The 22885-nt window shown below is 60.8% G+C and carries 18 protein-coding genes; 4 read left to right on the top strand and 14 right to left on the bottom strand.

Annotated features, from left to right (window positions below):
* Positions 1–250 precede the first annotated feature (250 nt).
* Positions 251–2029, top strand: a complete 1779-nt coding sequence (dld, locus tag AAGS40_RS17970; RefSeq protein ID WP_345816127.1) for a D-lactate dehydrogenase — start codon at positions 251–253, stop codon at positions 2027–2029.
* 54 nt (positions 2030–2083) lie between these two features.
* Here the strand turns inward: dld and AAGS40_RS17975 are convergent, their stop codons facing one another.
* Together AAGS40_RS17975 and AAGS40_RS17980 are read right to left on the bottom strand one after the other, a co-directional pair.
* On the bottom strand, positions 2084–3058 hold the full coding sequence (locus AAGS40_RS17975; RefSeq protein WP_345816128.1) for an LLM class oxidoreductase: 975 nt from the start codon (positions 3056–3058) through the stop codon (positions 2084–2086).
* A gap of 60 nt (positions 3059–3118) precedes the next feature.
* Positions 3119–5485, bottom strand: coding sequence for a DNA polymerase II (locus tag AAGS40_RS17980; RefSeq protein ID WP_345816129.1), 2367 nt, complete (start codon positions 5483–5485; stop codon positions 3119–3121).
* 184 nt (positions 5486–5669) lie between these two features.
* Here AAGS40_RS17980 and AAGS40_RS17985 point away from each other — a divergent pair, with 184 nt between their 5' ends.
* The gene (locus tag AAGS40_RS17985; RefSeq protein ID WP_345816130.1) at positions 5670–6095 is read left to right on the top strand and encodes a PRC-barrel domain-containing protein; all 426 of its coding nucleotides are present in this window, start codon (positions 5670–5672) and stop codon (positions 6093–6095) included.
* A 97-nt stretch (positions 6096–6192) separates the two neighbouring features.
* On the opposite strand, the gene AAGS40_RS17990 is transcribed toward AAGS40_RS17985, so the two are convergent.
* From AAGS40_RS17990 to AAGS40_RS18045, 12 genes are all read right to left on the bottom strand, one after another.
* Positions 6193–7203, bottom strand: coding sequence for a DUF2891 domain-containing protein (locus AAGS40_RS17990; protein WP_345816131.1), 1011 nt, complete (start codon positions 7201–7203; stop codon positions 6193–6195).
* Between the two features lie 113 nt (positions 7204–7316).
* Positions 7317–8639 carry an FAD-binding oxidoreductase gene (locus AAGS40_RS17995; RefSeq protein ID WP_345816132.1) on the bottom strand — a complete coding sequence of 441 codons (1323 nt, stop codon included), beginning with the start codon at positions 8637–8639 and terminating at the stop codon, positions 7317–7319.
* Positions 8639–9931 carry an FAD-binding oxidoreductase gene (locus AAGS40_RS18000; protein WP_345816620.1) on the bottom strand — a complete coding sequence of 431 codons (1293 nt, stop codon included), beginning with the start codon at positions 9929–9931 and terminating at the stop codon, positions 8639–8641. The genes AAGS40_RS17995 and AAGS40_RS18000 overlap by 1 nt, the downstream gene beginning before the upstream one ends.
* Before the next feature lie 73 nt (positions 9932–10004).
* A complete protein-coding gene (locus AAGS40_RS18005) occupies positions 10005–11585 on the bottom strand; it encodes a DUF3138 family protein (protein WP_345816133.1) in 1581 nt (526 codons plus the stop codon).
* Between the two features lie 36 nt (positions 11586–11621).
* Positions 11622–12533, bottom strand: a complete 912-nt coding sequence (locus AAGS40_RS18010; RefSeq protein WP_345816134.1) for an ABC transporter permease subunit — start codon at positions 12531–12533, stop codon at positions 11622–11624.
* A complete protein-coding gene (locus tag AAGS40_RS18015; RefSeq protein WP_345816135.1) occupies positions 12530–13501 on the bottom strand; it encodes an ABC transporter permease subunit in 972 nt (323 codons plus the stop codon). The genes AAGS40_RS18010 and AAGS40_RS18015 overlap by 4 nt, the downstream gene beginning before the upstream one ends.
* Positions 13498–14661: a polyamine ABC transporter ATP-binding protein gene (potA, locus tag AAGS40_RS18020; RefSeq protein WP_345816136.1), complete on the bottom strand. Its 1164-nt coding sequence runs from the start codon at positions 14659–14661 to the stop codon at positions 13498–13500. The genes AAGS40_RS18015 and potA overlap by 4 nt, the downstream gene beginning before the upstream one ends.
* 215 nt (positions 14662–14876) lie before the next feature.
* Positions 14877–15998, bottom strand: a complete 1122-nt coding sequence (locus AAGS40_RS18025; protein ID WP_345816137.1) for a polyamine ABC transporter substrate-binding protein — start codon at positions 15996–15998, stop codon at positions 14877–14879.
* A 72-nt stretch (positions 15999–16070) separates the two neighbouring features.
* Positions 16071–17507, bottom strand: a complete 1437-nt coding sequence (locus AAGS40_RS18030; protein WP_345816138.1) for an aspartate aminotransferase family protein — start codon at positions 17505–17507, stop codon at positions 16071–16073.
* Positions 17508–17535: 28 nt separating this feature from the next.
* Entirely contained in the window at positions 17536–18870 is a 1335-nt protein-coding gene (locus AAGS40_RS18035; RefSeq protein ID WP_345816139.1) for a glutamine synthetase family protein, read from the bottom strand.
* Between the two features lie 32 nt (positions 18871–18902).
* Positions 18903–19697 carry a gamma-glutamyl-gamma-aminobutyrate hydrolase family protein gene (locus AAGS40_RS18040; RefSeq protein ID WP_345816140.1) on the bottom strand — a complete coding sequence of 265 codons (795 nt, stop codon included), beginning with the start codon at positions 19695–19697 and terminating at the stop codon, positions 18903–18905.
* 322 nt (positions 19698–20019) lie between these two features.
* Positions 20020–20223, bottom strand: a complete 204-nt coding sequence (locus AAGS40_RS18045) for a hypothetical protein (RefSeq protein ID WP_345816141.1) — start codon at positions 20221–20223, stop codon at positions 20020–20022.
* A 449-nt stretch (positions 20224–20672) separates the two neighbouring features.
* On the opposite strand from AAGS40_RS18045, the gene AAGS40_RS18050 reads away from it, so the two are divergent.
* Together AAGS40_RS18050 and AAGS40_RS18055 are read left to right on the top strand one after the other, a co-directional pair.
* Positions 20673–21224: a cupin domain-containing protein gene (locus AAGS40_RS18050; RefSeq protein ID WP_345816142.1), complete on the top strand. Its 552-nt coding sequence runs from the start codon at positions 20673–20675 to the stop codon at positions 21222–21224.
* Positions 21225–21319: 95 nt separating this feature from the next.
* Positions 21320–22810, top strand: a complete 1491-nt coding sequence (locus AAGS40_RS18055) for an aldehyde dehydrogenase (RefSeq protein ID WP_345816143.1) — start codon at positions 21320–21322, stop codon at positions 22808–22810.
* Positions 22811–22885 lie beyond the last annotated feature (75 nt).

Genomic DNA, 22885 nt, shown 5'->3' on the forward strand with positions numbered 1-22885 from the left:
TGATCGTTGTGCGTCGGCGGCTGCGTCGCTGTTCAACGGCGCTAGCGCCGATGTCAGCGCGATCGCAATAACTGGTAGGACCACTGCGATCGTGCCTCGACAGCCTCCAGATGGCGAGCAACAATGCGAGCATGAAATCCGGCGGGACGATCACGCGGCGTGGGCGCTGCGTGATCGGAAACGAGCAGCGCTACAAAGGTGCTTATTTTCCGCCATGTCTGCGCAGGTCTGACTGCGACCGGAGACCACCATGTCCGATATTGCCCATTCCGCCACCCCACTCAAAGGCGCGCGCGAGACGTTGCTCGCGTCTCTCAGCAATATCGTCGGCCCGCGCAACGTATTGACGAGCGATGCGCAGACGCGGCGCTACCGCACGGGTTATCGCTTCGGCACAGGCCGCGTGCTTGCGGTGGTGCGGCCCGGCACGCTGGTCGAACAGTGGCACATCCTCGCCGCCTGTGTTGCCGCGCGCACGATCGTCATCACGCAGGCGTCGAACACCGGTTTGACCGGCGGTTCGACGCCGGATGGCAACGACTACGACCGCGACGTCGTCATTATCAGCACCACACGCATCCGGCGCGTGCATCTGATCGACGGCGGCCGCCAGGTGGTCTGCATCGGCGGGACGACGCTCGATCAACTCGAACGCACGCTCAAGCCGCTTGGACGCGAGCCACATTCGGTTATTGGTTCGTCATGCATTGGCGCATCGGTGCTGGGCGGAATCAGCAACAACTCGGGCGGCTCGCTCGTGCATCGCGGACCGGCTTACACGGAAATGGCACTGTTCGCCGCCGTCGACGCGTCGGGCACGCTGCGCCTCGTCAATCATCTGGGTATCGAACTCGGCGCCACACCGGAAGCAATCCTGTCGCGCGTGGAGGCCGGTACGTTCAGTGCGGCGGACGTGCGCGACGGCGCGGCGGCGTCGGATCGTGAATACGCCACGCATGTACGTGATATCGATGCCGCCACGCCCGCGCGCTTCAATGCCGATCCCCGGCGGCTCTTCGAAGCGTCGGGTTGTGCCGGCAAGGTAATGGTATTTGCCGTGCGTCTCGATACATTCGCGGCTGAGCAGGGCGCGAAGGTGTTCTATATCGGCACCAATGACACGAGTGTGCTGACCGATATTCGCCGCCACGCGCTGGCGCATTTCACGCACCTGCCCATTGCCGGCGAATACATGCACCGCGACGCATTCGACATTGCGAAGCAATACGGCAAGGACCTGTTCGTCATCATCGACAGGTTCGGCACGACTCGCCTGCCGGCGTTCTTCAACCTGAAAACACGAGCCGACGCGTGGTTCGAGCGCCTGCGTTTCTTGCCCAGACATCTGACGGATCGCGCGCTGCAATGGGTCAGCGAGCGTCTTCCGGAACATCTGCCTCAGCGACTGAACATCTGGCGTGACCAGTACGAACATCACCTGATGCTGAAAGTCCCGGCGGCCGGCATTGAAGAAGTGCGTGCATTTCTGGCCGGGCGATTTGCGCAGTCGGGCGGCGCATATTTCGAATGCACGGACGAAGAGGGCCGCAAGGCTTTTTTGCATCGCTTCGCCGCGGCGAGTGCCGCCGTGCGTTACCGGGCGGTCCATCACCGCGAGGTGGAAGACATCGTCGCGCTTGACATTGCGCTGCGGCGCAATGACCGCGACTGGTTCGAACGGTTGCCGGAAGAAATCGAGCGGCCGATCATGCGAAAGCTGTACTACGGACACTTCCTGTGTCACGTGTTTCACCAGGACTACATCGTCGCAAAGGGTAATGACTGCGTTGCGCTCGAACACGCGATGCTCGAACTGCTCGACGTGCGCGGCGCCGCGTATCCCGCCGAACACAACGTGGGCCATCTATACGAAGCGACGCCGCAGCACGCTGCGTTCTATCGGGAACTCGATCCGTGCAACTGTTTCAATCCCGGCATTGGCAAGACGTCGAAGTTTGCGAATTATCGGGACACCGCGGCTTCACGACCGGTACACGCAGATGCGACCGAGCCGGCAGCTGCGCGGTAATACGTAAGGGCAACCAGAAGGTTGTGTGCGCACATAACGTCACCGCCTCGCGTTTTAGTCCGGCTGGCCGTCATGAAAATGAGGCAATACTTCGCTCGCCAGCTCGTCGATCACCTCGCTGACAGGCCGTTGCGACGCCAGATTGAACGTCACGTGGTGTGTCCCGTCCGCGCGCATCGCGCCGAGAATGTCGATCAACGCGTGCCGGCCGGTGCGATAGCCCAACGTCACGGGCTGGGCCGGCTCGTGCGGATCGCTGCTGAGCTCGACGCGCATTGCCACGCCGAAAGCGCGAAACGCACCGGGCGCGGCACGCGCCACGGCCGCGCGCCACATGCTGTAGCGGGCCCGCTGAGCGTCGGGCTCGCGATGGTAGGTCATCCAGCCGAGCGAATGGCGCGCGATCCAGTCGACACTCTGGCCGCCTGAACCTACCGCAAGCATCGGCACGGCGCGCTCGCTTGCAGGCAGCAGACGGAATTCGGGCGCACCCTCGGGCGATTGATCGGGAATGACGCGCGACGGACTGCCCAACGCGGCGGCCACCGTCTCCCAGTGATTGCGATAGAGTTCGCGCCGTTCATCGGCGTTGCGGCCGAAAGCGGCATACTCCGGCGGACGATCGCCGGACCCGAGACCAAGAATGAACCGGCCGCCGCTTAGCGTATCGACGGAGCGCGCAGCCTTGGCAATATGCAGCGGATGCCGCAGCGTGAGCACGATTGCGCCGCTGATCAACGCGATGCGGCGGGTCCGGTCGGCGAGTGCGCCAAGCAGCACCCACGGGTCGAGATGTCCTACCGGGTCGGGATAATCGGGGCTGTTCAGCGGCACGTCGCGTACCCATAACGCGCGGAATGCGTGACGGTCGGCGCGTTCAGCGAGCAGGACCTGTTCGGTGAAATCGGCGACGGCCGTGTCGGCGCGCAGCAGCGGCAATGTCAGACCGATACTGAGCGCACCGTCCGTGAAAATGCGGTCTGCAGTGCTGGCATGCGCCGTTTCACCGTGCTGACGTACTGTTTCCAACTCGCGACTCCATGGTTCCGTCTGGACGTTTGTACACGCCGGCTCAATGCTAGCACCGTGTCAGAACAACTGCTTTTGCCCTGACACCAGCGTCGTGAAGTCGTCGCGCAGCAATGGCAGGATCGCATCCGCGATAGGCTGCAATTGACGCGTCAGATAGTGATCGTAGTCGATCGCGGAACGCAGTGTTTCGAGTGGCTCAGGGCCCGCGATCGTCATGACATAGCTGATCCAGCCGCCATTCTGATACTGCAGCGGCCGACCCTGCTGGCGGTTGAATTCGTCGGCGACGCGCGCGGCGCGCACATGCGGCGGCACGTTGCGCTCGTAATCGGTGAGTGGTCTGCGCAGCCGCTTGCGGTACACGAGTTGCTCGTCGCGCTTGCCGTCGATCGTGTCTCGCACATAGTCGCGCACATAGTCCTGATACGGTTGCCCCCGGAAAATGCGGCCATACAGTTCCTGCTGGAATTGCTGTGCAAGGGGTGTCCAGTCGGTGCGTACCGTTTCGAGCCCCTTGTAGACGATGTCTTCGCTGCCGTCCGGCAACATTGTCAGACCCGCGTAGCGTTTCTTGCTGCCTTCCTCCGCGCCGCGAATGGTGGGCATGAAAAAGCGCCGGTAGTGTCGCTCGAATTGCAGTTCGAGTGCGCTATCAAGGTTAAAGCGCGCGCGCAGACTCTCTTTCCACCATGCGTTGATATGGTCTACCAGCGCGCGGCCGATGCGGGCGGCGCCATCTTCGTCATGCGCGTGTTTCAGCCACACGAAAGTAGAATCCGTATCTCCGTAAATTACTTCATACCCTTGCGCCTCGATCAGTTCACGCGTGGTGTGCATGATTTCGTGGCCGCGCAGGGTGATCGACGACGCAAGGCGCGGATCGAAAAAGCGGCAGCCGGTGGAACCGAGCACGCCGTAGAACGCGTTCATGATGATTTTCAGCGCCTGCGAGAGCGGCTTGTTGTGCTCACGCTTGGCCGTTTCGCGCCCTTGCCAGACCTGCCCCACGATCGAGGGCAGGCAATGTCGGCTGCGCGAGAAGCGCGCGCCGAGAAAGCCGGGCACGGACTCGTCGTCGCCGGGATGCAGCATGCCTTCCACGAGGCCGACCGGGTCGATCAGAAACGTGCGGATGATCGACGGGTACAGGCTCTTGTAGTCGAGCACCAGCACGGAGTCGTACAGACCGGGGCGTGAATCCATGACGAAGCCGCCCGGACTGGCCGCGCCGGCGACGTCGCCGAGATTGGGTGCAATGTAGCCCTGCCGATGCATACGCGGCATATACAGATGCGTAAAAGCCGCCACTGATCCGCCGCTTCGATCCACGGACAGCCCTGTCACCGTGGCGCGTTCGAGCAAGAACGGCAGCAATTCGGTTCTGGCGAAAATGCGCGTGACCAGTTCGCAATCCTTGAGGTTATAGGTGGCGAGCGCCGGCTTGTCTTCGTCGAAACGGCGCTGGATTTCATCCATGCGCTGATAGGGGTTGTCGATCGCCTTGCCTTCGCCCAGTACGGAACGCGAGACGTATTCGAGACTGAATGACGGAAAACTCCACGTGGCCGAACGAAGCGCCTCGATGCCGTCGATGATCAGACGTCCTGCGATGCCCGCGAAATAATGATTCTGCTTCAGACCGTGTTCGCGCCATTCCATCAGTGCGCCACCGCGCCCGAGCCGCAACGGAACGCGATATTGTTCAGCGTGCTGATGCAACACGCGCAAATCGAACTGCACCACATTCCAGCCGATAATCGCATCAGGATCGTACCGCTCGATCCACGCAATCAGCTTTTCGAGCAATTGGGCGCGGGTTTCGCAGTATTCGAGGTCGAAGTCGAGACCTCGGGCGTCGCCATTCGGCGGCCCGAGCATATACACCTGCCGCTGTCCGCACCCTTCGAGCGCGATCGAATAGAGTTCGGCATGCGCGCTCGTTTCGATATCGAGCGACACGAGCTTTAATGCTGGCCGGTAATCCGCCGCGGGTTTCAATTCGGCGTCAAGAAGGGGGCCGTGTGTTTGCTCGTCGCCAGTGAAGAGCACGGGCGCGGTAATGAAACGCTCCATCATGTAGCGTTCCGGCGGCAGAACATCGGCTTCGTAAATGTCGACGCCGCCTTGCTTCAGACGCTTTTCAAAGCCAGTAAGCTGGCGATACTGCTTGCAGTAAAGACCCATCACCGGACGATGCCGGAAGTCGCACAGTTCAAGCGGGCGCAAATCGAGCGGTGCTTCGCGGCGCAGAATTGTTTCCGCGCGTTCGCGGTGTTCAACGGGAATGAACGCCACCGAAGGCTGCGGCCGCAGACGAACGTGACGCGGCCCATGACGGGTCGCCAGCCAGAAATCCACTTCCGTACCCGCGGGCGTATCGCGCCAATGTCGGGTCAAGATAAAACCCTGTTCGAGCTCAGCCAAACTTCCACCTCTAAACGCAGCGTGATCGCTAACCGCGATTTTAACGCCGACGACCCGGCATGCGGATGCAACTGCGCCGCGCAATCTGTATGATCGTGCTGCAGCAATTATCCGGCGCAAGCCAACGCGCCGTGCAGTTTTCTAATAGCGGTCTTCCAATTCTTCTAATAGCGGAGTGAAAGATATGACTTTGGGCAAACTTCTTGTGGCAGTCGCGGTGGCGGCAGCGAGTGTGGGCGCGCATGCGCAAGTCGCGGGGACGCAGCCGCTAAGCGTTACGGTCGAGCAGTCCAATGCGCTGCTGAGCGGCTGGAGCGTCAAGAAGAGCATCCTCGGCAAAGCCGTCTATAACGACAAGAACGAAAAAATCGGTGCCATTCGCGACCTCGTGGTAGCGCCGGACGGTTCGCTTTCGGCGGCCATCGTTTCGGCCGGCGGATTTCTCGGTGTTGCGTCACACGACGTAGCCGTGCCGATCGCTGCACTGGATGTACGCTCGGGCAATTTCTATCTGGCGGGCGCAACGAAAGATGCGCTGAAGGCCACGCCGGAGTTTCAGTACAACAAGGTTCAATCGCCGCCGAAGCCTAAAAAGCTGACTGCGCAGTAAGGTGCATTGAAGCCGGCGGATTGAAAGACGCCGGCTTTATTTCAGGTCGTGTGCCGCGGCTCGATGCGGTGCAACGCGGTGGCAACGCTGGCGCACATCAAGCTTCGAGCGCGAGTGTGGCAAACGTGCCGAGCCAGTGCTCGCCCATGTAATCGCCGGCCACGTGAGGGAGAGCGCTATGCAAGTGACGCTCCGCCGCATCGAATAGCGCCGCACGGCGGCAGTCGCCTGCCGGCAGCGCGCGCGCCAGCGACCGCTGGCACCATGCGCGGCTCAGATTCAATCCGTCGAGATGAGCAATCTTGCCGTCCGTGCGATCCGTCACGGTAACGGGTTCAAAGAGCGTGGCAGGTTTCTTCGCGCCGAGTTCAGGCAGAAAGCGGCCGAACCAGTCGACGAATTGCGCGGGCGGCAACACGCGGCGCATCAGTTCCGCCTCCATCAGCGAAGGTGACAGGAACTCGTCGCCGGCCGGCTCCCATGCCTGGCATCCTACGTCGTTCAGAAACCAGCGTTCGGCGGTGTTGACCACCAATGCTTCGAGCGATTCACGCGACTTCTGGCGCGCGAAATCCAGTGTCAACGCCAGCGCAAATGCCATATTGAAGTGCGTGCCGACCCGCAGCGGATACGTCGCCTTCGGCAAAAAATCCTCGAAGCGTTCAACAAACACATCGGTAAGCGGCGCGAAAGTCTTGGACCAGCGCGCCGCATCGGACAGCTTCAGCGCATCGAGCTGCGCACTGAGCGCGAGCAGCCATGCCCATCCGTAAGGCCGCTCGAAGCCGCGGTTATGCGGCAGATCCAGATAGGCGACTTCACCGGCCACGTTGGCCTCGGTGAAATGCTCGTCCACGACGGCGACAATGCGCGGCGCCTCGGGCAAATCCGGAAAGCGCTCGAGTAGATGCAGAATCAACCAGTAACCGTGCACGCAGGAATGCCAGTCATAGCTGCCGTAAAAAATCGGATGCAGCGCGCGCGGACCTTGCACGTCCTGCGGGCCGGCAAGCGAGTGGGTCAGCTTGTTCGGATACTCGCGCGTGAGGTGGGCCAGCGCCAGGTTCGCGAATCTGGACGCGAATTCGGGGGTGAGTTGCGTATTCATAGGCGGCTCCTCTTCATGCCAGGCGACAGTCAGGTGTGACAGTATGATGTCGATGGTACGCAATAGTACAGCCGTCTGCCGGGTTGCAGCAGGAGTAGCCGCCGCCACAGGTATTAGAACAGTTCTAGAAGCCGGTGATACATCATGCCTAATTCGAGCGCTGGCCGGCGCAATGCCGGTCCGCCCGGAAAACGCGCATGACGAAGTTGGGCGAACAGGTCGAAGGCCGCCGTTTGTCCCGCGATCGCTTTGGCGACCACGCGCCCCGCGATACCCGTCAGCGCCACGCCGTGCCCTGAAAAGCCTTGCACGTAGAAGTAGTTCGGGTCGATCAACCCGAAATCGGGCGCGCGATTGCGCGTTACGTCGACAAAACCGCCCCATGCATAATCGATTTTCACATCCGCGAGTTGAGGAAAAACACCCACCATTCGCTCGCGAATGGCCTGTGCGAGTTGTGCGGGCGACGCGCCGGTAGAACTCGCGCGCCCGCCGAACAGCAACCGGTGATCGGCCGACAGACGGAAGTAGTCGAGAAAGAAATTGTTATCGCAGATTGCCTCGCGACGTGTAATCAATGCATTGGCGCGCGCGGCGCCAAGCGGTTGCGTGGCGACGATGTACGACGCGATCGGCGCAATGCGTGCAGCGACCGGCGCGGGCAGTACGTTGCCGATAGTGGCGTTGCCGCACACAACGACAAAACGGCAGCGCACCTCACCGTCCGGCGTTTGAACGACGGGGCGGCCGCCGCGCACGACCTCGATTACCGGCGAATTCGCGAAGAGTTGCACACCCTCGCGGCGCGCCGCGTCGGCGAGACCGAGACAGTATTTGAGCGGGTGCAGGTGCCCGGAAAAAGGATCGTAGACGCCGGCGAGATAACGCCCGGACGCCACGCGGGAGCGAATTGCATCGGTGTCGAGCCATGAAAGCCTGTCATACCCCCAGCGTTGCGATGCCGATTCCATCCACGCCCGCAGATCCGGCACACGTTTGGGACGGGTGGCGACGGTCAGATAGCCTGGCGTGAAATCGCATTGAATTCGATAGCGTTCGATGCGTTCCCGCACGAGCGCCACGCCTTCTATCGACATCGCCCACGCGGCGCGCGCTCCCTCCAGCCCGAGTTGCCGTTCGATGATCTCGTCTTTTGCGAAACCGACGAGCGTCTGCCCGCCATTGCGTCCGGATGCGCCCCAGCCTGGACGGTGAGCGTCGAGCACGACCACCGAGAGCCCGCGAGCACGGCATTCCAGCGCCACCGACAAGCCGGCGAATCCCGCGCCGATCACGCAAACATCTGCGTCGATCGCGGTATCGAGCGCCGGGTCGTCCGCAAGCGGACGCGTGACACTCGCTTCGTAGTAGGAGTTGGCGATCAGCGCGTTGGCGCGCTGGTCGAGTGTGTTGAAAGCGAAAGTCGGGGCATTCATCAAAGCAGGTCCTTCATCCGATACCAGGCCATGGCGAGTACGAGGGCGGGCGTGCGCAACGCTGCGCCGCCAGGAAAATCACGGTGACGGATCTTGCCGAACAGATCGAAGCGCGATGCCTGACCATGAATTGCCTCGGCGATCAGCTTGCCGGCAAGTCCCGTAGTGTTCACGCCGTGTCCAGAGAAGCCTTGCGCAAAATATACCGTAGGGGACAGCCGGCCGAAATGCGGCGCGCGATTCATCGTGATGTCCACGAAGCCGCCCCACGCATAGTCGATTTTGACATCGTGGAGTTGCGGGAATGTTTTGAGCATATCGCGGCGCATCGCTTCACCCAGATTGCGCGGCGCGAAGGTCGAATAGCTGACCTTGCCGCCCCACAGCAAACGATTGTCGGGCGAGGGCCGGAAATAATCGAGCACGAAACGACTATCGCACACGGCAGCTTTCGCCGGCATCAGTGCTTCGGCGCGATCCGCGTCGAGCGGTTCAGTCGCGATGACGTAGGTGCCCACGGGCATGATCTTGCTCGCGATATCCGGTGCGAGGCGACCGAGATACGTGTTGCACGCGAGCACGACGAAGCCTGCTTTTACCTGGCCGCGCGCAGTTTGCGCGACATGCCGGCCGCTTTCTTCTCGCAGTGCGGTCACGCAACTATCTTCGAAAATCCGCACGCCCGCTTCTCGTGCGGCGCGGGCAAGGCCAAGCGTGTAATTCAGCGGATGCAGGTGGCCGCTGTCCGCGTCGAACAGGCCGCCCAGGTAGCGCTGGGACTGAACGTAGTTGCCGACGCCGTCCGCGTCGATAAAGCTGAAACGGTCATAGCCAAAGCGATGCTGCGCTTCGTCACGCCATTTTTGCAGCGCGCTCACATCGCGCGGTTTATTGGCGGCGGTCAGATAGCCGATCGTCAGATCGCATTCGATACGGTGCTTCGCAACGCGCTCCCTGACAATGTCCAGTGTTTCGATGCCCATGTCCCAGATGCGCTTCACGTCGTCGGCCGACATGTACTTTGAAAACGTGTCGATGTCGCATGCGAAACCGCCGATCAACTGGCCGCCGTTGCGACCGCTTGCCGCCCATCCCACTTTCGACGCCTCCAGTACGGCCACTGAGTAGCCGCGTTCCGCGAGGTTGAGCGCGGCGGAGATGCCGGTGAGGCCGGCGCCGATCACGCAGACGTCGACATCGAGCGTAGTGTCGAGCGGCGCATGCCGGGTAGTGTCATTCGCGGTGGCCGCGTAATACGACGCGACGTGAGGCTGGTTCGAGAATCGGAGCATAGGCAGGTGGGCGCAAAGTGCCTTTGGCGTGGCCTCTTTCTTCAGCATGAGGCCACGCGTGCGGCGGTGCGGATTAGAACGAGTAAATGAACTGCGTTGCGAGCAGGTCGTTGGACTTGCCATACGAACCGTCGTTTTTCAGGAACACCTGTTTGTTGGCCCAGTCGTGGCGGTATTCCACCTTGACCGTGATCTGCTGGGTCGGATAGAACAGCAGGTCGAGCGAAACATCCTGACGGGTTGCGCCCTTGCATTCGAAGCCAAGACCGCCGTTGGCCTTCGAATTGGCGAGACAGTCCGCGCCAATGCCGAAACCGTTGGAGGTGTCCATGCCGTTTCCATTCAGCGCAATGCCGCCACCGCCGCCGCCGTTCTTGCTGTCGACGAGCAGGTCATAGCGCAGCGTCGCGCCCATGCGGCCCACCACCGGCATGTTGAACTTGCGGTGCGCCAGCAGCGAGAGGCCGTACCACTGCGCCTGGCCGCCGTTGTACGCCGCGTTCTGCTGCTGGCCGTAGTCGACTTCCGCGTTGTACTGCACGTCGGCGAGCATGTAGGTCAAATCGGCTTCGCCGAAGAAGAACGTGCCGCCCGCGCTCGGCGACTGGCCGCCCACGCCGTAAGAAACGGCGCCTGTGTTTGCGTCGACCGCGCTCGCAAGCGTCTGGCGGCCGATATTGAACGACCCGCCGATATCCAGCGCGCTCGACCATGTGTAATCGGTCCGTGCCGTGAAGGTCGGAATCTTGTTGCTTGTCGTGATCGGATCGCCCAGCGCATTGGTGCCAATCTGCGTCGTCGCGCCATACGTGCGGTACTGTTCATTGCCAAGGAAGAACTTCCACGCCCAGTTGCCGGCCGTGTAATTGGCGCCGATCCCGACGTAGCTGCCCGGATCCGAGAAGTCGTACAGCAGGTTATGCGTGAGTGTCAGCATCTGGTTAGATTGCTGCACTTCGTAGCCGCCGAAGCTCGGAATCAAGCCGGTCACGAGCGTGGTAGTCGCCGAAATCGGCACGTTGACCACGGCGGTGTTCAGAATGTTGTTGCCGATCTCGCCATGCGAGTTCTGCAGCAGCGTAATGCCGTTGCCGCGATTCGGCATCAGCGTGATTTCGGCGGAAGGCGCCATCGGGCCGACACCGAACGTCTTCTTGATGTCGAGATACAGATCGCCGAACGTGCTATTGAAGTAGTTGTACGCACTTTCGTGGTTCGCGAACAGGAACGACGAGCTGCTTTGCGCACGGTTGTAGATGTAGGTCGGATCGATATAGCCGGTCACGGAAAGCCCGGCAATCGGTCCCGTCTGCGCGGCGTCTTCGAGTGAATCGACCTTGAGCTGCTGATTGGCGATCTGCTGCTTCATCGCGGTGACGTCGTCATTGGTCAGCGTGGCTTGCGCCTTGCCGTAATCCGGCGAGGGAATGTCCACCGGCGCGGCGGCCACGGCCGGAGCAGGTGCCGCTGTCGCGGTGGCGGCAGTGGCTGCCGCCTTGGGCTTCGTCGCCACTTCGGCCCGTAACTGCTTCACCTCCTTTTGCAGCGCGTTCAACTGGGCCTGGAGCGCCCTGATCTGGTCACTGGTGGCATCTGCCAGCGCAAGGCCAGGCAAACTCCCCGCCACCAACAGACAGATGAGCTTCTTCTTCATTCATATTCTCCTTATTAGTCGTGTTGCAAAGATGTCTTATGCGCGCGCCGTATCGAGCGGTTTCCGAAGGGCGGCTGGTTGTGGTGAGGAAGGCGAAGGGTCGGCGGCGTCGGCCAGCGCGAAGGCGATCTGCATGTCGCGGTTGCGCTTGCGCTCGCGCAATTGCATCCAGCGGTTCACGGCGATTACCCCGATCGTCACCGTGGTGATGAAGATCGTTGCAAGCGCATTCATCTCCGGATTCAGTCCGAGACGCACGCGTGAAAACACGACGAGCGGCAACGTGGTCGAGCCCGGACCGGAGAGGAACGCGGAGAGCACCAGATCGTCGAACGAGAGCGTGAAGGAGAGCAGCCAGCCCGACATCAATGCCTGGGAGATCAGCGGCAATGTGATCAGAAAGAACACCTTGAAGGGCGTCGCGCCGAGATCGAGTGCGGCTTCTTCCAGCGATTTGTTCAACTCTTTCACGCGTGACTGCACGATGATCGCGACGTAGGACACGCATAGCATCACGTGGCCGATCCAGATCGTGAAGAGGCCGCGGCCCTTCGGCCAGCCGAGCATCTGTTCGAGTGCGACGAACAGCAGGAGGAGCGATATACCCTGAATGACCTCAGGAATCACGAGCGGCGCGTTGATCATGCCGGCAAAGAGCGTAAAGCCGCGAAAGCGCCCAAAACGGGCGAGCACGAAACCCGCCCATGTGCCGATCACGACGGAAGCGCACGCGGTGAGCAGGCCAATCTTCAGCGAGAGCCAGGCCGCACTGAGCAGTTCATCGTCGTGCAGCAGCGCGCCGTACCACTTGAGCGAGAAGCCGGACCAGACCGTGACGAGCTTCGATTCGTTAAAGGAGTACACGATCAGACTGATGATCGGGATATACAGGAACAGAAACCCGAATGTCAGCACGCTATTGGAAAGCGCTTTATTGGGCTTGATCATTTTGCGTCCCCCAGTTCCTTGACCTGGTAGTACTGAAACACGGCCATTGGCACGAGCAGCAGCAGAACCATGGCGACGGTCACCGCCGATGCCATCGGCCAATCCATGTCGTTGAAGAACTCATCCCACATCACGCGCCCGATCATCAGTGTGTCGGCGCCGCCGAGCAGTTCGGGAATCACGTATTCGCCCACGGCCGGAATGAACACCAGCAGGCTGCCGGCAATGATTCCGTTCTTCGATAGCGGCAGCGTGATACGTGTGAACGCGGTCCACGGTTTGCAGCCGAGGTCATAAGCCGCTTCGAGCAGCGTCAGGTCCATCTTCACGAGATGCGCATAGAGTGGCATCACCATGAAGGGCAGGTAGGAATAGACCATGCCGATATACACGCCGATGTCGGTGTGATAAAGCCGCAGCGGCGAATGAATCACGCCGATCGACATGAGCGTGTGATTGAGCAGGCCGTCGTCTTTCAGAATGCCGATCCACGCATAAACGCGAATCAGGAATGACGTCCAGAACGGCAGCATCACGCCCATCATCAGCAAATTGCGTCTGGCAGGCTCGGAACGGGCGATGTAGTACGCAATCGGATAGCCGATCAGCAGGCAGAAGAAAGTCGAAACGGCCGCCATTTTTAGCGAGCTGATATAAGTCGCGATGTACAGGTCGTCCTGCAACAGGAACGCATAGTGGCTTAGCTGCATCGCGAAATGCACCATGCCGTCCTTGATCGTCACGAGATCCGTGTAGGGCGGAATGCCCAGGCGCAGATCGGCGAAACTGATTTTCAGCACGAGCACGAACGGCAGCGCGAAGAACAGTGTCAGCCACAGAAACGGCACGCCAATCACAGTCGTGCGGCCCGAAGGCAGCAGCATCAGTAAGCGCCTTTTGAGTGACGCAGCCATGCCGTTGCTGGATGGCGCGCCGAGCGCCGCGGAGGAGGGGATGGGATGTCTCATTGCGTCAGCACCACGCCGCTAGCCGGCGACCAGTAGACGAACACGTCGTCGTTATACGAGGGCGCACCTTCGCTCATCAGGTGCGAACTGGACAGATTCGACACGACGGTTTTGCCGCTCGGCAGACGCACGTGATACAGCGAATAGCTGCCCATGTACGCGACATCCGAGACGACGCCACGCGCCCAGTTATGCGGGGTTGTCGGTTTGACCAGGGACACCTTCACGCGCTCGGGCCGCACCGAGATACCCACCGGCATGCCGAGCGGACCGGTCACGCCGTGGCTCACGTAGATGCGCGATTCCAGGTCCTCGCTTTCGACGAAGATATGGTCCGGCTCGTCCGCCACCACGGTGCCCTCGAACAGGTTGGTCGAGCCGATGAATTCGGCGGAAAAGCGGCTATTCGGAAATTCGTAGACCTGGGTCGGCGAACCAATCTGGACGATACGGCCTTCGCTCATCACCGCGAGGCGTCCCGCCATCGTCATGGCTTCTTCCTGATCGTGCGTGACCATCACGCAGGTCACGTCGACCTTTTCGATGATGTTCACGAGTTCGAGCTGGGTCTTCTGGCGAATCTTCTTGTCGAGCGCCGACATGGGTTCGTCGAGCAGCAACAGCTTGGGGCGCTTGACAAGCGAACGGGCGAGCGCCACACGCTGCTGCTGGCCGCCCGACAGTTGATGCGGCTTGCGCTGTGCGTACCTGCTCATCTGCACGAGCGCGAGCGCGTCGGCGACGCGTTCCTTGATCTCGTTCTTCGGCGTGCCTTCCTGCTTGAGACCGAAGGCAATATTCGCTTCCACGCTCATATGCGGGAACAGCGCATATGACTGAAACATCATGTTGACCGGCCGTTTATACGGCGGCATTGCGGCGAGGTCTTCGCCGTCCACCAGAATGCGGCCGGACGTCACCGTTTCGAGTCCGGCCAGCATACGCAGGAGCGTGGATTTGCCGCAGCCCGAGCTGCCCAGCAAAGCGAATAGCTCGTTCTTTGCAATGTTCAGATTGACGTTATCCACGGCGGTGCTGTCGCCGAATTTCTTCACGACATTTTCGATGCGGACGAATTCCTCCGGTTTCGATTTTGTCGCTACTGCGGGGCGGCCCGTCTGGGCGGCGCCGGCTGCGCTTGTTGAGGTCGTCGAGTTCATGTTCTGGCCATTCCTTGCGAATCGCGGGCGCGAGTGTCTCCCTGCGAGGCGCATGAGGCGACTCGCAACGTGCGCTGCGATCGAAAAAAACATGGGACTGCGCGCCGGTTGGGACACGAACAAGCGCGCAGGCTGACTGCGGTTAAAAACTGTTCGTGCGTTGAGGGATCGAGCGATCCCTCAACGCGGGATCAATACGACATGGCGTCGAATAATTAATGGCCGGTTTTGAGCTGGGCCCACAAACGGTTTTCAAGGCGGAGAATATCCGTGGGGACAGGTTTCATTAACGTCATTTTGCTCAGCACATCGTCGCCGGGATAAACCGTTTTGTCGTTCGCAACCGCGGGCGTGACGAACTGGCGTGCGGCTTTATTGGCCGTCGGGTAGAACACCTCATTGGTGATCGCAGCATTGACCTTCGGGTCCGAAATGTAATTGATCCATTTCAGCGCGGCTTCCGGGTGCGGTGCGTCTTTCGGAATCACCATCACGTCGAACCACAGCAGGCCGCCTTCCTTCACGTTGGAGAACTTGATCTGGTACGAGCGTTTGGCTTCTTCGGTGCGGCGGCTCGCAATGCCGACGTCGCCGGACCAGCCAAGCGCGATGCACACGTCGTTGTTGGCGAGGTCGTTGATATAGCCCGAGGAATTGAATTGGGTGATATAGGGGCGAATTTTTTTCAGCACTTCGAATGCGGCCTGGTAGTCGGCGGGATTCGTGCTGTTCGGATCTCTGTGCATGTACTGCAATGTGGCGGCGAAGACATCGACCGCCTGATCCAGGATCGACACGCCACAGCTTTTCAGCTTCGAAAGGTTGGCGGGATCGAACACCAGCGCCCAGCTGTCCACCGGGGCGTTGGCGCCGAGCGCTTTCTGCACGGCCTGCACGTTGTAGCCGATACCGTCGGTGCCGTATGCCCAGGGCACGCCGTACTGGTTGCCCGGATCGGCGTCGGCAATCATCTTCATCAGCACGGGGTCGAGATTCGCGAGATTCGGCAGCTTCGATTTGTCCAGCTTCTGATACACGCCGGCCTGAATCTGCTTGGCCATATAGTTCGATGTCGGCACCACGATGTCGTAGCCGGAGCTGCCGGCGAGCAGTTTGGCTTGCAGCGTGTCGTCGCTATCGTAGTTGTCGTATTTGACGTGAATGCCATCCTGCTTTTCGAAGTTTGGAATCGTGTCCTTCGCAATGTAGTCCGACCAGTTGTACACGTTCAGTTCCGTGTCGGCCGCAAGGGCCGGCGTGACCGACAGCGCCGTAAAACCGGTGAAGGCGAGAAACGCGGCACCCGCGACCGCATGACGAAAATGACTAACGCTCATGGTTTTTCCCTTGATAAGAAGAACCGGCATGAGCGTTGTTCAGGAGTGCGCTCATACCGGAACGGACTGCCGTTACGAAATACCGAGTTGCTGTGCCGTGGCGTCGATGGCCTTTTTGGCCTTTGAAACGATCTCGTCGATCTCTTGCCTGTTGATCACGAGCGGCGGCGACAGGAGCATCCGGTCACCGGTGGCGCGCATGATCAGATTGCCGTTGAAGCAGAAGTCGCGGCAGATCGTGCCGACCTCGCCGCCATTGGCGAAACGCTTGCGCGCCTTCGGGCTCTCGGCAAGTTGCAAACCGGCCACGAGACCTGCGCCGGAAATCTCACCGATGATCGGGTGATTCGCGAAGGTGTCGCGCAGCTTCGTCTGGAAGTACGGACCCGTATCGGTCTTGACGCGCTCGACGATTTTTTCGTCGCGCAGCAGCGTCAGGTTCGCCACGGCCACCGCGGCCGCTACCGGATGCCCGGAGTACGTGAGGCCGTGATTGAAGTCGCCGTTTTCGATGATCGCTTTAGCCACGCGGTCGTGCAGACCGACCGCGCCCATCGGCACATATCCGCTCGTCAGCCCTTTCGCGAGTGTGATCAGGTCGGGCTCGAAGCCGAAGTGTTGATGCGCGAACCATTCGCCGGTTCGCCCGAAACCGCCGATCACTTCATCCGCGACGAGCAGAATGTCGTATTTGCGGCAGATGCGCTGGATTTCGGGCCAATAAGTGGAGGCGGGGAAAATGACACCGCCGGCTCCCTGGAAAGGCTCACCAATAAAGGCGGCCACGTAGTCCGCGCCGATCTCCAGTATCTTCGCTTCGAGTTGCTGCGCACGCGCCAGTGCGAATTCTTCCGGCGTCAGGTTGCCCTCGGCTTCGCCGAAGAAATACGGCTGGTCGATATGTACGATGTGCTCGACCTTGGAAGGCATCTGCTCATGCATGTAACCCATGCCACCGAGTGTGCCGCCCGCGATCGTCGAACCGTGATAACCGTTCTTGCGCGAAATGACGTACTTTTTCGCGTGTTTTCGCTGCGTCGCCCAATATTGGTGGACGATGCGCAGTACGGTGTCGTTGCCTTCCGATCCGCTGTTGCAGTAAAAGAAATGGTTGAACGGTTCCGGCGCCAGTTCGGCCAGCAGCGCGGACAATTCAATGACCGGCGGGTGAGTGGTCTTGAAGAAGGTATTGTAGTAGGGCAGTTCCTGCATCTGCTGGTAGGCGGCGTCGGCCAGTTCCTTCCGTCCATAGCCGACGTTGACGCACCACAGCCCTGCCATGCCGTCGATAACCTTGTTGCCTTCGGAGTCCCACAGGTACACGCCCTGCGCTTTCACGATCACGCGGCTGCCGGCGCGATTGAGCGAGCCCATATCCGAAAAAGGGTGGATATGATGCGCGGCGTCGAGCGCGCGGTATTCGGCAGTACTGCGCTGCTGGTGTGCCGATGCGGCGCGCACCTGAGCGGCCGGCTGCACATAAGCAACTTCTTCTGTTCTATAACTCATATTGCCTCCAATGTTCTGTGCGTTCGCGTTACACGTGCAGCAGCAAATGCCGGCGTTCCCATGAACTGATCACGCGGAAAAATGCTTCGTATTCGGTTTCCTTGAGCGCGAGATAAGCCTTCACGAATTTCTCGCCGAGTACTTCCGCGATCGGCTCGCATGCGCCCATGAGCGTCAGGCCGTCTTCCAGGTTGCGCGGCAGCTGGTAAGGCAGTTCATAACCGTCGCTGAGCAGCGGCTCGGTGGCTTCGAGGTTTTGCGTCATGCCGAGATAGCCGGCGGCGAGTGTCGCGGCAATTGCCAGATACGGGTTGCAATCCACACCGGGAATGCGGTTCTCGATACGGCGCGCGGCCGGCCCCGAGTGTGGAATACGAAAGCCCACGGTGCGATTGTCGTAACCCCACGCGACGTTGATCGGCGCGGCCATGAAACGGGAGAGTCTGCGATACGAATTGATATACGGTGCGAAGATCGGCATGAGGGCCGGCGTGTACTTCTGCAGTCCGGCGATATAGCCGGTAAACAGCGACGTAGGTTTGCCGTCGGTGCCCGTGAACAGGTTGTGTCCGCTTTCCTCGTCGACCAGGCTTTGGTGCATATGCATGGCCGATCCGGGTTCGCCTTCCATCGGCTTTGCCATGAAGGTGGCGTACATCTTGTGACGCAGCGCGGCCTCACGCACCGTGCGCTTGAAGAGGAATACGCTGTCCGCGAGTTTCAGCGGATCACCGTGCATGAAGTTGATTTCCATCTGCGCGGCGCCCACTTCATGAATCAGCGTGTCGACTTCCAGTTCCTGCACCTCGCAGTATTCGTAGATGTCTTCGAAGAGTGGATCGAACTCGTTGACCGCTTCGATCGAATAGGCCTGGCGGCCCGTTTCCGGACGCCCTGTCCGGCCAATAGGCGGCTGCAGCGGCAGATCCGGGTCTTTGTTCATATCGACCAGATAGAACTCGAGTTCGGGCGCGATGACTGGCTTCCAGCCCTTGGCTTTATAAAGCTCGAGCACGCGGCGCAGAACACGGCGCGGCGAAATCGCGACGGGTGTGCCGTCGAAATGCACGCAGTCGTGAATCACCTGTGCGGTGGGGTCGACGGCCCACGGAATCATACGGATCGTGCTGGCGTCCGGAACGCACACCATGTCCGGATCGGTCACGCCGGTGAGCGTGCCGTCTTCCGGATAGTCCCCCGTGACAGTCTGGATCATTACCGCTTGCGGCAAACGCATGGACTCGCCGGATTCAAACTTGCTGCGCGGAATGATCTTGCCGCGTGCGATCCCGGCCATGTCGGGAATGATCGCCTCGATTTCGGTGACGCGGTTCTTTTTCAGAAAATCGTCGATGTCATGCATGGTTGTTCTCTCTGTTTTGGTACGCGAGCGGCTCAGGCATGCGTGGCGGCGGCGGATGCCGTGCCATAGCCGGCCCTGGTGCGCATTCGTTCGCGGCAGGCGTCGCCGAACGCGCGGAAGATCGCGGCGGAGAGCGCGTCGTTCGCGTGCTTCCACTCGGGGTGCCACTGCACACCCAGCGCGAACGCGCGCGCGTCTGTCACGCTCACCGCTTCGATCAGGCCGTCCGGCGCAATGGCCTCGGCCATAAGGCCCGCGCCTAACCGCTCGACGCCCTGGCCGTGCAATGAGTTCACACGCGCTTCCTTCGCGCCGCCCGCAAGCCGCTGCAACGAGCCGCCCTGTGTCAGCGTGATCGAATGAGACGGTGCGTACTGCACGTCGAGGTCGTCTTCCTTGTTCTCGCGATGGTCGTTCAGGCCGGCCACCGCGTGAACGCTTTGATGCAACGTGCCGCCGAACACCACGTTCATTTCCTGAAAGCCCCGGCATACCGCCAGCACGGGCACGCCGGCGGCGATCGCGGCGCGCATCAGCGGCAGCGTCGTCGCATCGCGAGCGGCGTCGTGCAGCGTGCCCGTCGCGCTGGGATGGCCGCCGTAATGGCGCGGCTCGACGTTGGAATAGCTGCCGGTAAACAGCAGGCCGTCGACGCTCGCCAGCACATCCTCCGCGGACTGACGCTCGCCGAGCGCGGGCAGGAGCATGGCCAGCGCCTGCGAACCGTCGACGATCGCGGTGATGTATTTCTCACCGACCACGTGCGACGGATGGACTCCCATCATGGTTCTGTCGGCGCTAATACCGACCAGGGGTTTGTTTCGCATAACGAATAGACGTGTGTGTTCCCCACGGTACGTGGCATGAACAACGTTAAACACAGCGCGGCACAATGTTGCGGCCGGACGCACAGCGTCAAGCCAGCAGGGTAGTGCGCGTGGTTAAAGGGCGGGCCGTTCGATCATTCCGTCAAGCGGCAAGCGACAAGCGACAAGCGGCAAGCGGCAAGCGACAAGCGACAAACGACAACCGACGAGCGGCATGCAGCAGACCGCAGGCGGCAGACGACAGCGCGCATGCAAGATCGCGCGGCTCGAAAGGGCGCGCTCACGCAGACGGACGGATCGAACGGTGAAAAGAAGGGAGGCGCTACGGCAGTAACGACGCGACTTCATCCGTACGCACGGCGATAAAGGCGCGCGCAGAGATAGAGTTGTGACGTCGAACGGAACGGCGGGACAGGATCGTGAAGACAGACAGAAAGCGGCGGAACGCAAGGCTGCCGTTGCTGCCGTCGGCGATGGCGCCGTCAGTGCGAAGACAACTCGCCTGACTTCGATTCCATCTCACCAAAGGGCCTCGGACTCTCACGATTACACTCGACTGGCGACGTTGAAAGTATTGAACGGCCTGTTCGAAAATCGCGCGGGGCGTTTAAAGAAACAGGACGCTGGGATGATCGCATGAACCGGGTCGAACTGGGTTCGTTGCGTCGGATAACACGTATTTCGTGCCGCGTGACGCCGGCATGACGATCGCCTGTGAACCAGCATATACGAGCCAATAAAGCCGTCAAATCATTTTTTGAAAAGACGGATCAGGGCTTTCCCGAGGGTATGGCCGGACGGGGGTGCGGTGGGAATATTCGTTGCGTTGTTCATGCGAATCAGGATTTTTCAGGGTTTCCCCCAGCGGCGCGACAGCCAAAGTGATTAGAATATTCAACACGTGCACGCACGCAGGTGCCGCACTGATGCGCGCAAACACGCGCCACTATCGTTTCAAATTCAGAGAACCTAGCGATGTCCATAGAAGTAGCCACGCGCCTGCAGTACATCCGCAAAAAGCACGGCCTGTCCCAGCGTGAACTGGCCAAACGGGCGGGCGTCACGAACGGCACGATCTCGCTGATCGAGCAGAACCGTGTGAGTCCGTCGGTCGGCTCGCTGAAGAAACTGCTCGAATGCATACCAATGAGTCTCGCAGAGTTCTTCACATTTGAAGTGGAGGTGGAGCGCTCGATCGTGTCGCGCCGCGCCGACATGCCGAATCTCGGTAACGAGCAGATTGAGTTCTATCTGGCGGGATCGAGCGTGAAAGATCGAAATATGGGCATTCTGCGCGAGGTGTATCAGCCTTTGTCGGACACCGGGCCTGAAATGCTCGCGCACGAGGGGCACGAGGGCGGCGTGGTGGTCAGCGGCCAGATCGAACTGACGGTGGATGGCGTGACGTGGCTGCTCGACCCCGGCGACAGCTATTACTTCGAAAGCCGCTTGCCGCATCGTTTTCGTAATCCCAGCGGGGAGCATCTCTGCGAGATCGTGTCGGCCAATTCGCCGCCGACCTTCTAGTCTCTCCGCGTCAACGCGCCACGACGCCACGCGACGCGCCACCCGCAAGCAGTGAATGCCGGCGTGCGCCGTGCGCATAACAATGAGGCATCCTGATGAATAAGACTTTCGCTTTCTGGCAGGACAAGGCCGCTACGCTTTCCATCGAAGGCCGCGCGTTTATCGACGGCGAATACCGCCATGCCGCGAATGGCCGTACGTTCGATTGCCTGAGCCCGATCGACGGCAAGCTCCTTGCCAGGGTCGCGGACTGCGGCGCGGCCGACGTAAACGCCGCAGTCGCTGCCGCGCGCCGGGCCTTCGATTCGGGCGTGTGGTCCGGGCTCAACCCTCGCGCACGCAAAGCGGTGCTGCTGCGCTGGGCCGCGTCGATTCGCGAGCATGCCGACGAACTCGCACTGCTCGAAACACTCGACGCCGGCAAGCCGATCGCCGACACCACGACGGTGGATGTGCCAGGCGCGGCATACTGCGTCGAATGGTTCGCGGAAGCGATCGACAAGATCGGTGGCGAGGTAGCGCCCGCGGATCATCATCTGGTGGGGCTCGTCACGCGTGAGGCGATGGGTGTCGTGGCGGCCGTCGTGCCGTGGAATTTTCCGATTCTGATGGCGTCGTGGAAATTTGGCCCGGCGTTGGCGGCGGGTAACAGTGTGGTGCTCAAGCCGTCCGAAAAGTCGCCGCTTACAGCGATTCGTCTCGCGCAACTTGCGCTGGATGCCGGGATTCCGGCGGGCGTATTCAACGTGGTGCCCGGCGCGGGGGAGCCAGGCAAACTGCTGGCGTTGCATGAAGACGTCGACTGTCTCGCGTTCACAGGTTCGACGCAGGTCGGCAAGCTGATCATGCAGTACGCGGGCCAATCGAATCTGAAGCGTGTGTGGCTCGAACTCGGCGGCAAATCGCCGAATATCGTGTTGCCCGATTGCGCCGACCTCGACCGCGCGGCGAACGCGGCCGCCAGCGCGATCTTTTACAACATGGGCGAGATGTGCACGGCGGGTTCACGGCTACTCGTGCACCGCGATATCAAGGACGTGTTTATCGACAAGCTGATCGCGGCTGCACGCAGCTATACGCCGGGCAATCCTCTGGACCCGCAGACATCGATGGGCGCAATTGTCGATCACGTGCAGCTGGAACGCGTGCTGGGCTACATCGAGGCGGGCCGCGCCGAAGCAAAATTGCTGTTAGGCGGCTCGCGCGTCAAGCAGGAAACGGGTGGCTTCTATATCGAGCCAACCATCTTCGAGATCGCGCCTGCAGGTGCAAAAGTGGCGCGCGAGGAAATCTTCGGACCCGTGCTGTCCGTGATCACTTTCGATACGGTTGAGGAGGCGATCAGGATTGCGAACGACAGCGAGTATGGGCTGGCCGCCGCCGTCTGGACTTCGAATCTGACCACCGCGCACGAGGTATCGCGCCAGTTGCGTGCGGGCACCGTGTGGGTCAATTGCTACGACGAGGGCGGCGACATGAACTTCCCGTTCGGTGGTTATAAGCAGTCGGGAAACGGCCGCGACAAGTCGCTGCATGCGCTGGAAAAGTATACGGAGCTGAAATCGACGCTGGTGCGGCTGCGCTAAACCTGCACCTGACTTTCGCGTGACCTTCGCGATGCTTGTGCGAGGGCTGCGCGGGGGCTGTGCGAGACGTTAGGC

Origin of the sequence: Paraburkholderia sp. PREW-6R (genome assembly GCF_039621805.1) — a bacterium.
Taxonomy (GTDB): Bacteria; Pseudomonadota; Gammaproteobacteria; order Burkholderiales; family Burkholderiaceae; genus Paraburkholderia.

Bases quoted from the DNA above. Each gene is read 5' to 3' on its own strand.
- dld (WP_345816127.1), top strand. From the start codon at position 251: ATGTCCGATATTGCCCATTCCGCCACCCCACTCAAAGGCGCGCGCGAG.
- AAGS40_RS17985 (WP_345816130.1), top strand. From the start codon at position 5,670: ATGACTTTGGGCAAACTTCTTGTGGCAGTCGCGGTGGCGGCAGCGAGT.
- AAGS40_RS17990 (WP_345816131.1), bottom strand. From the start codon at position 7,203: ATGAATACGCAACTCACCCCCGAATTCGCGTCCAGATTCGCGAACCTG.
- AAGS40_RS17995 (WP_345816132.1), bottom strand. From the start codon at position 8,639: ATGAATGCCCCGACTTTCGCTTTCAACACACTCGACCAGCGCGCCAAC.
- AAGS40_RS18000 (WP_345816620.1), bottom strand. From the start codon at position 9,931: ATGCTCCGATTCTCGAACCAGCCTCACGTCGCGTCGTATTACGCGGCC.
- AAGS40_RS18005 (WP_345816133.1), bottom strand. From the start codon at position 11,585: ATGAAGAAGAAGCTCATCTGTCTGTTGGTGGCGGGGAGTTTGCCTGGC.
- AAGS40_RS18010 (WP_345816134.1), bottom strand. From the start codon at position 12,533: ATGATCAAGCCCAATAAAGCGCTTTCCAATAGCGTGCTGACATTCGGG.
- AAGS40_RS18015 (WP_345816135.1), bottom strand. From the start codon at position 13,501: ATGAGACATCCCATCCCCTCCTCCGCGGCGCTCGGCGCGCCATCCAGC.
- potA (WP_345816136.1), bottom strand. From the start codon at position 14,661: ATGAACTCGACGACCTCAACAAGCGCAGCCGGCGCCGCCCAGACGGGC.
- AAGS40_RS18025 (WP_345816137.1), bottom strand. From the start codon at position 15,998: ATGAGCGTTAGTCATTTTCGTCATGCGGTCGCGGGTGCCGCGTTTCTC.
- AAGS40_RS18030 (WP_345816138.1), bottom strand. From the start codon at position 17,507: ATGAGTTATAGAACAGAAGAAGTTGCTTATGTGCAGCCGGCCGCTCAG.
- AAGS40_RS18035 (WP_345816139.1), bottom strand. From the start codon at position 18,870: ATGCATGACATCGACGATTTTCTGAAAAAGAACCGCGTCACCGAAATC.
- AAGS40_RS18040 (WP_345816140.1), bottom strand. From the start codon at position 19,697: ATGCGAAACAAACCCCTGGTCGGTATTAGCGCCGACAGAACCATGATG.
- AAGS40_RS18050 (WP_345816142.1), top strand. From the start codon at position 20,673: ATGTCCATAGAAGTAGCCACGCGCCTGCAGTACATCCGCAAAAAGCAC.
- AAGS40_RS18055 (WP_345816143.1), top strand. From the start codon at position 21,320: ATGAATAAGACTTTCGCTTTCTGGCAGGACAAGGCCGCTACGCTTTCC.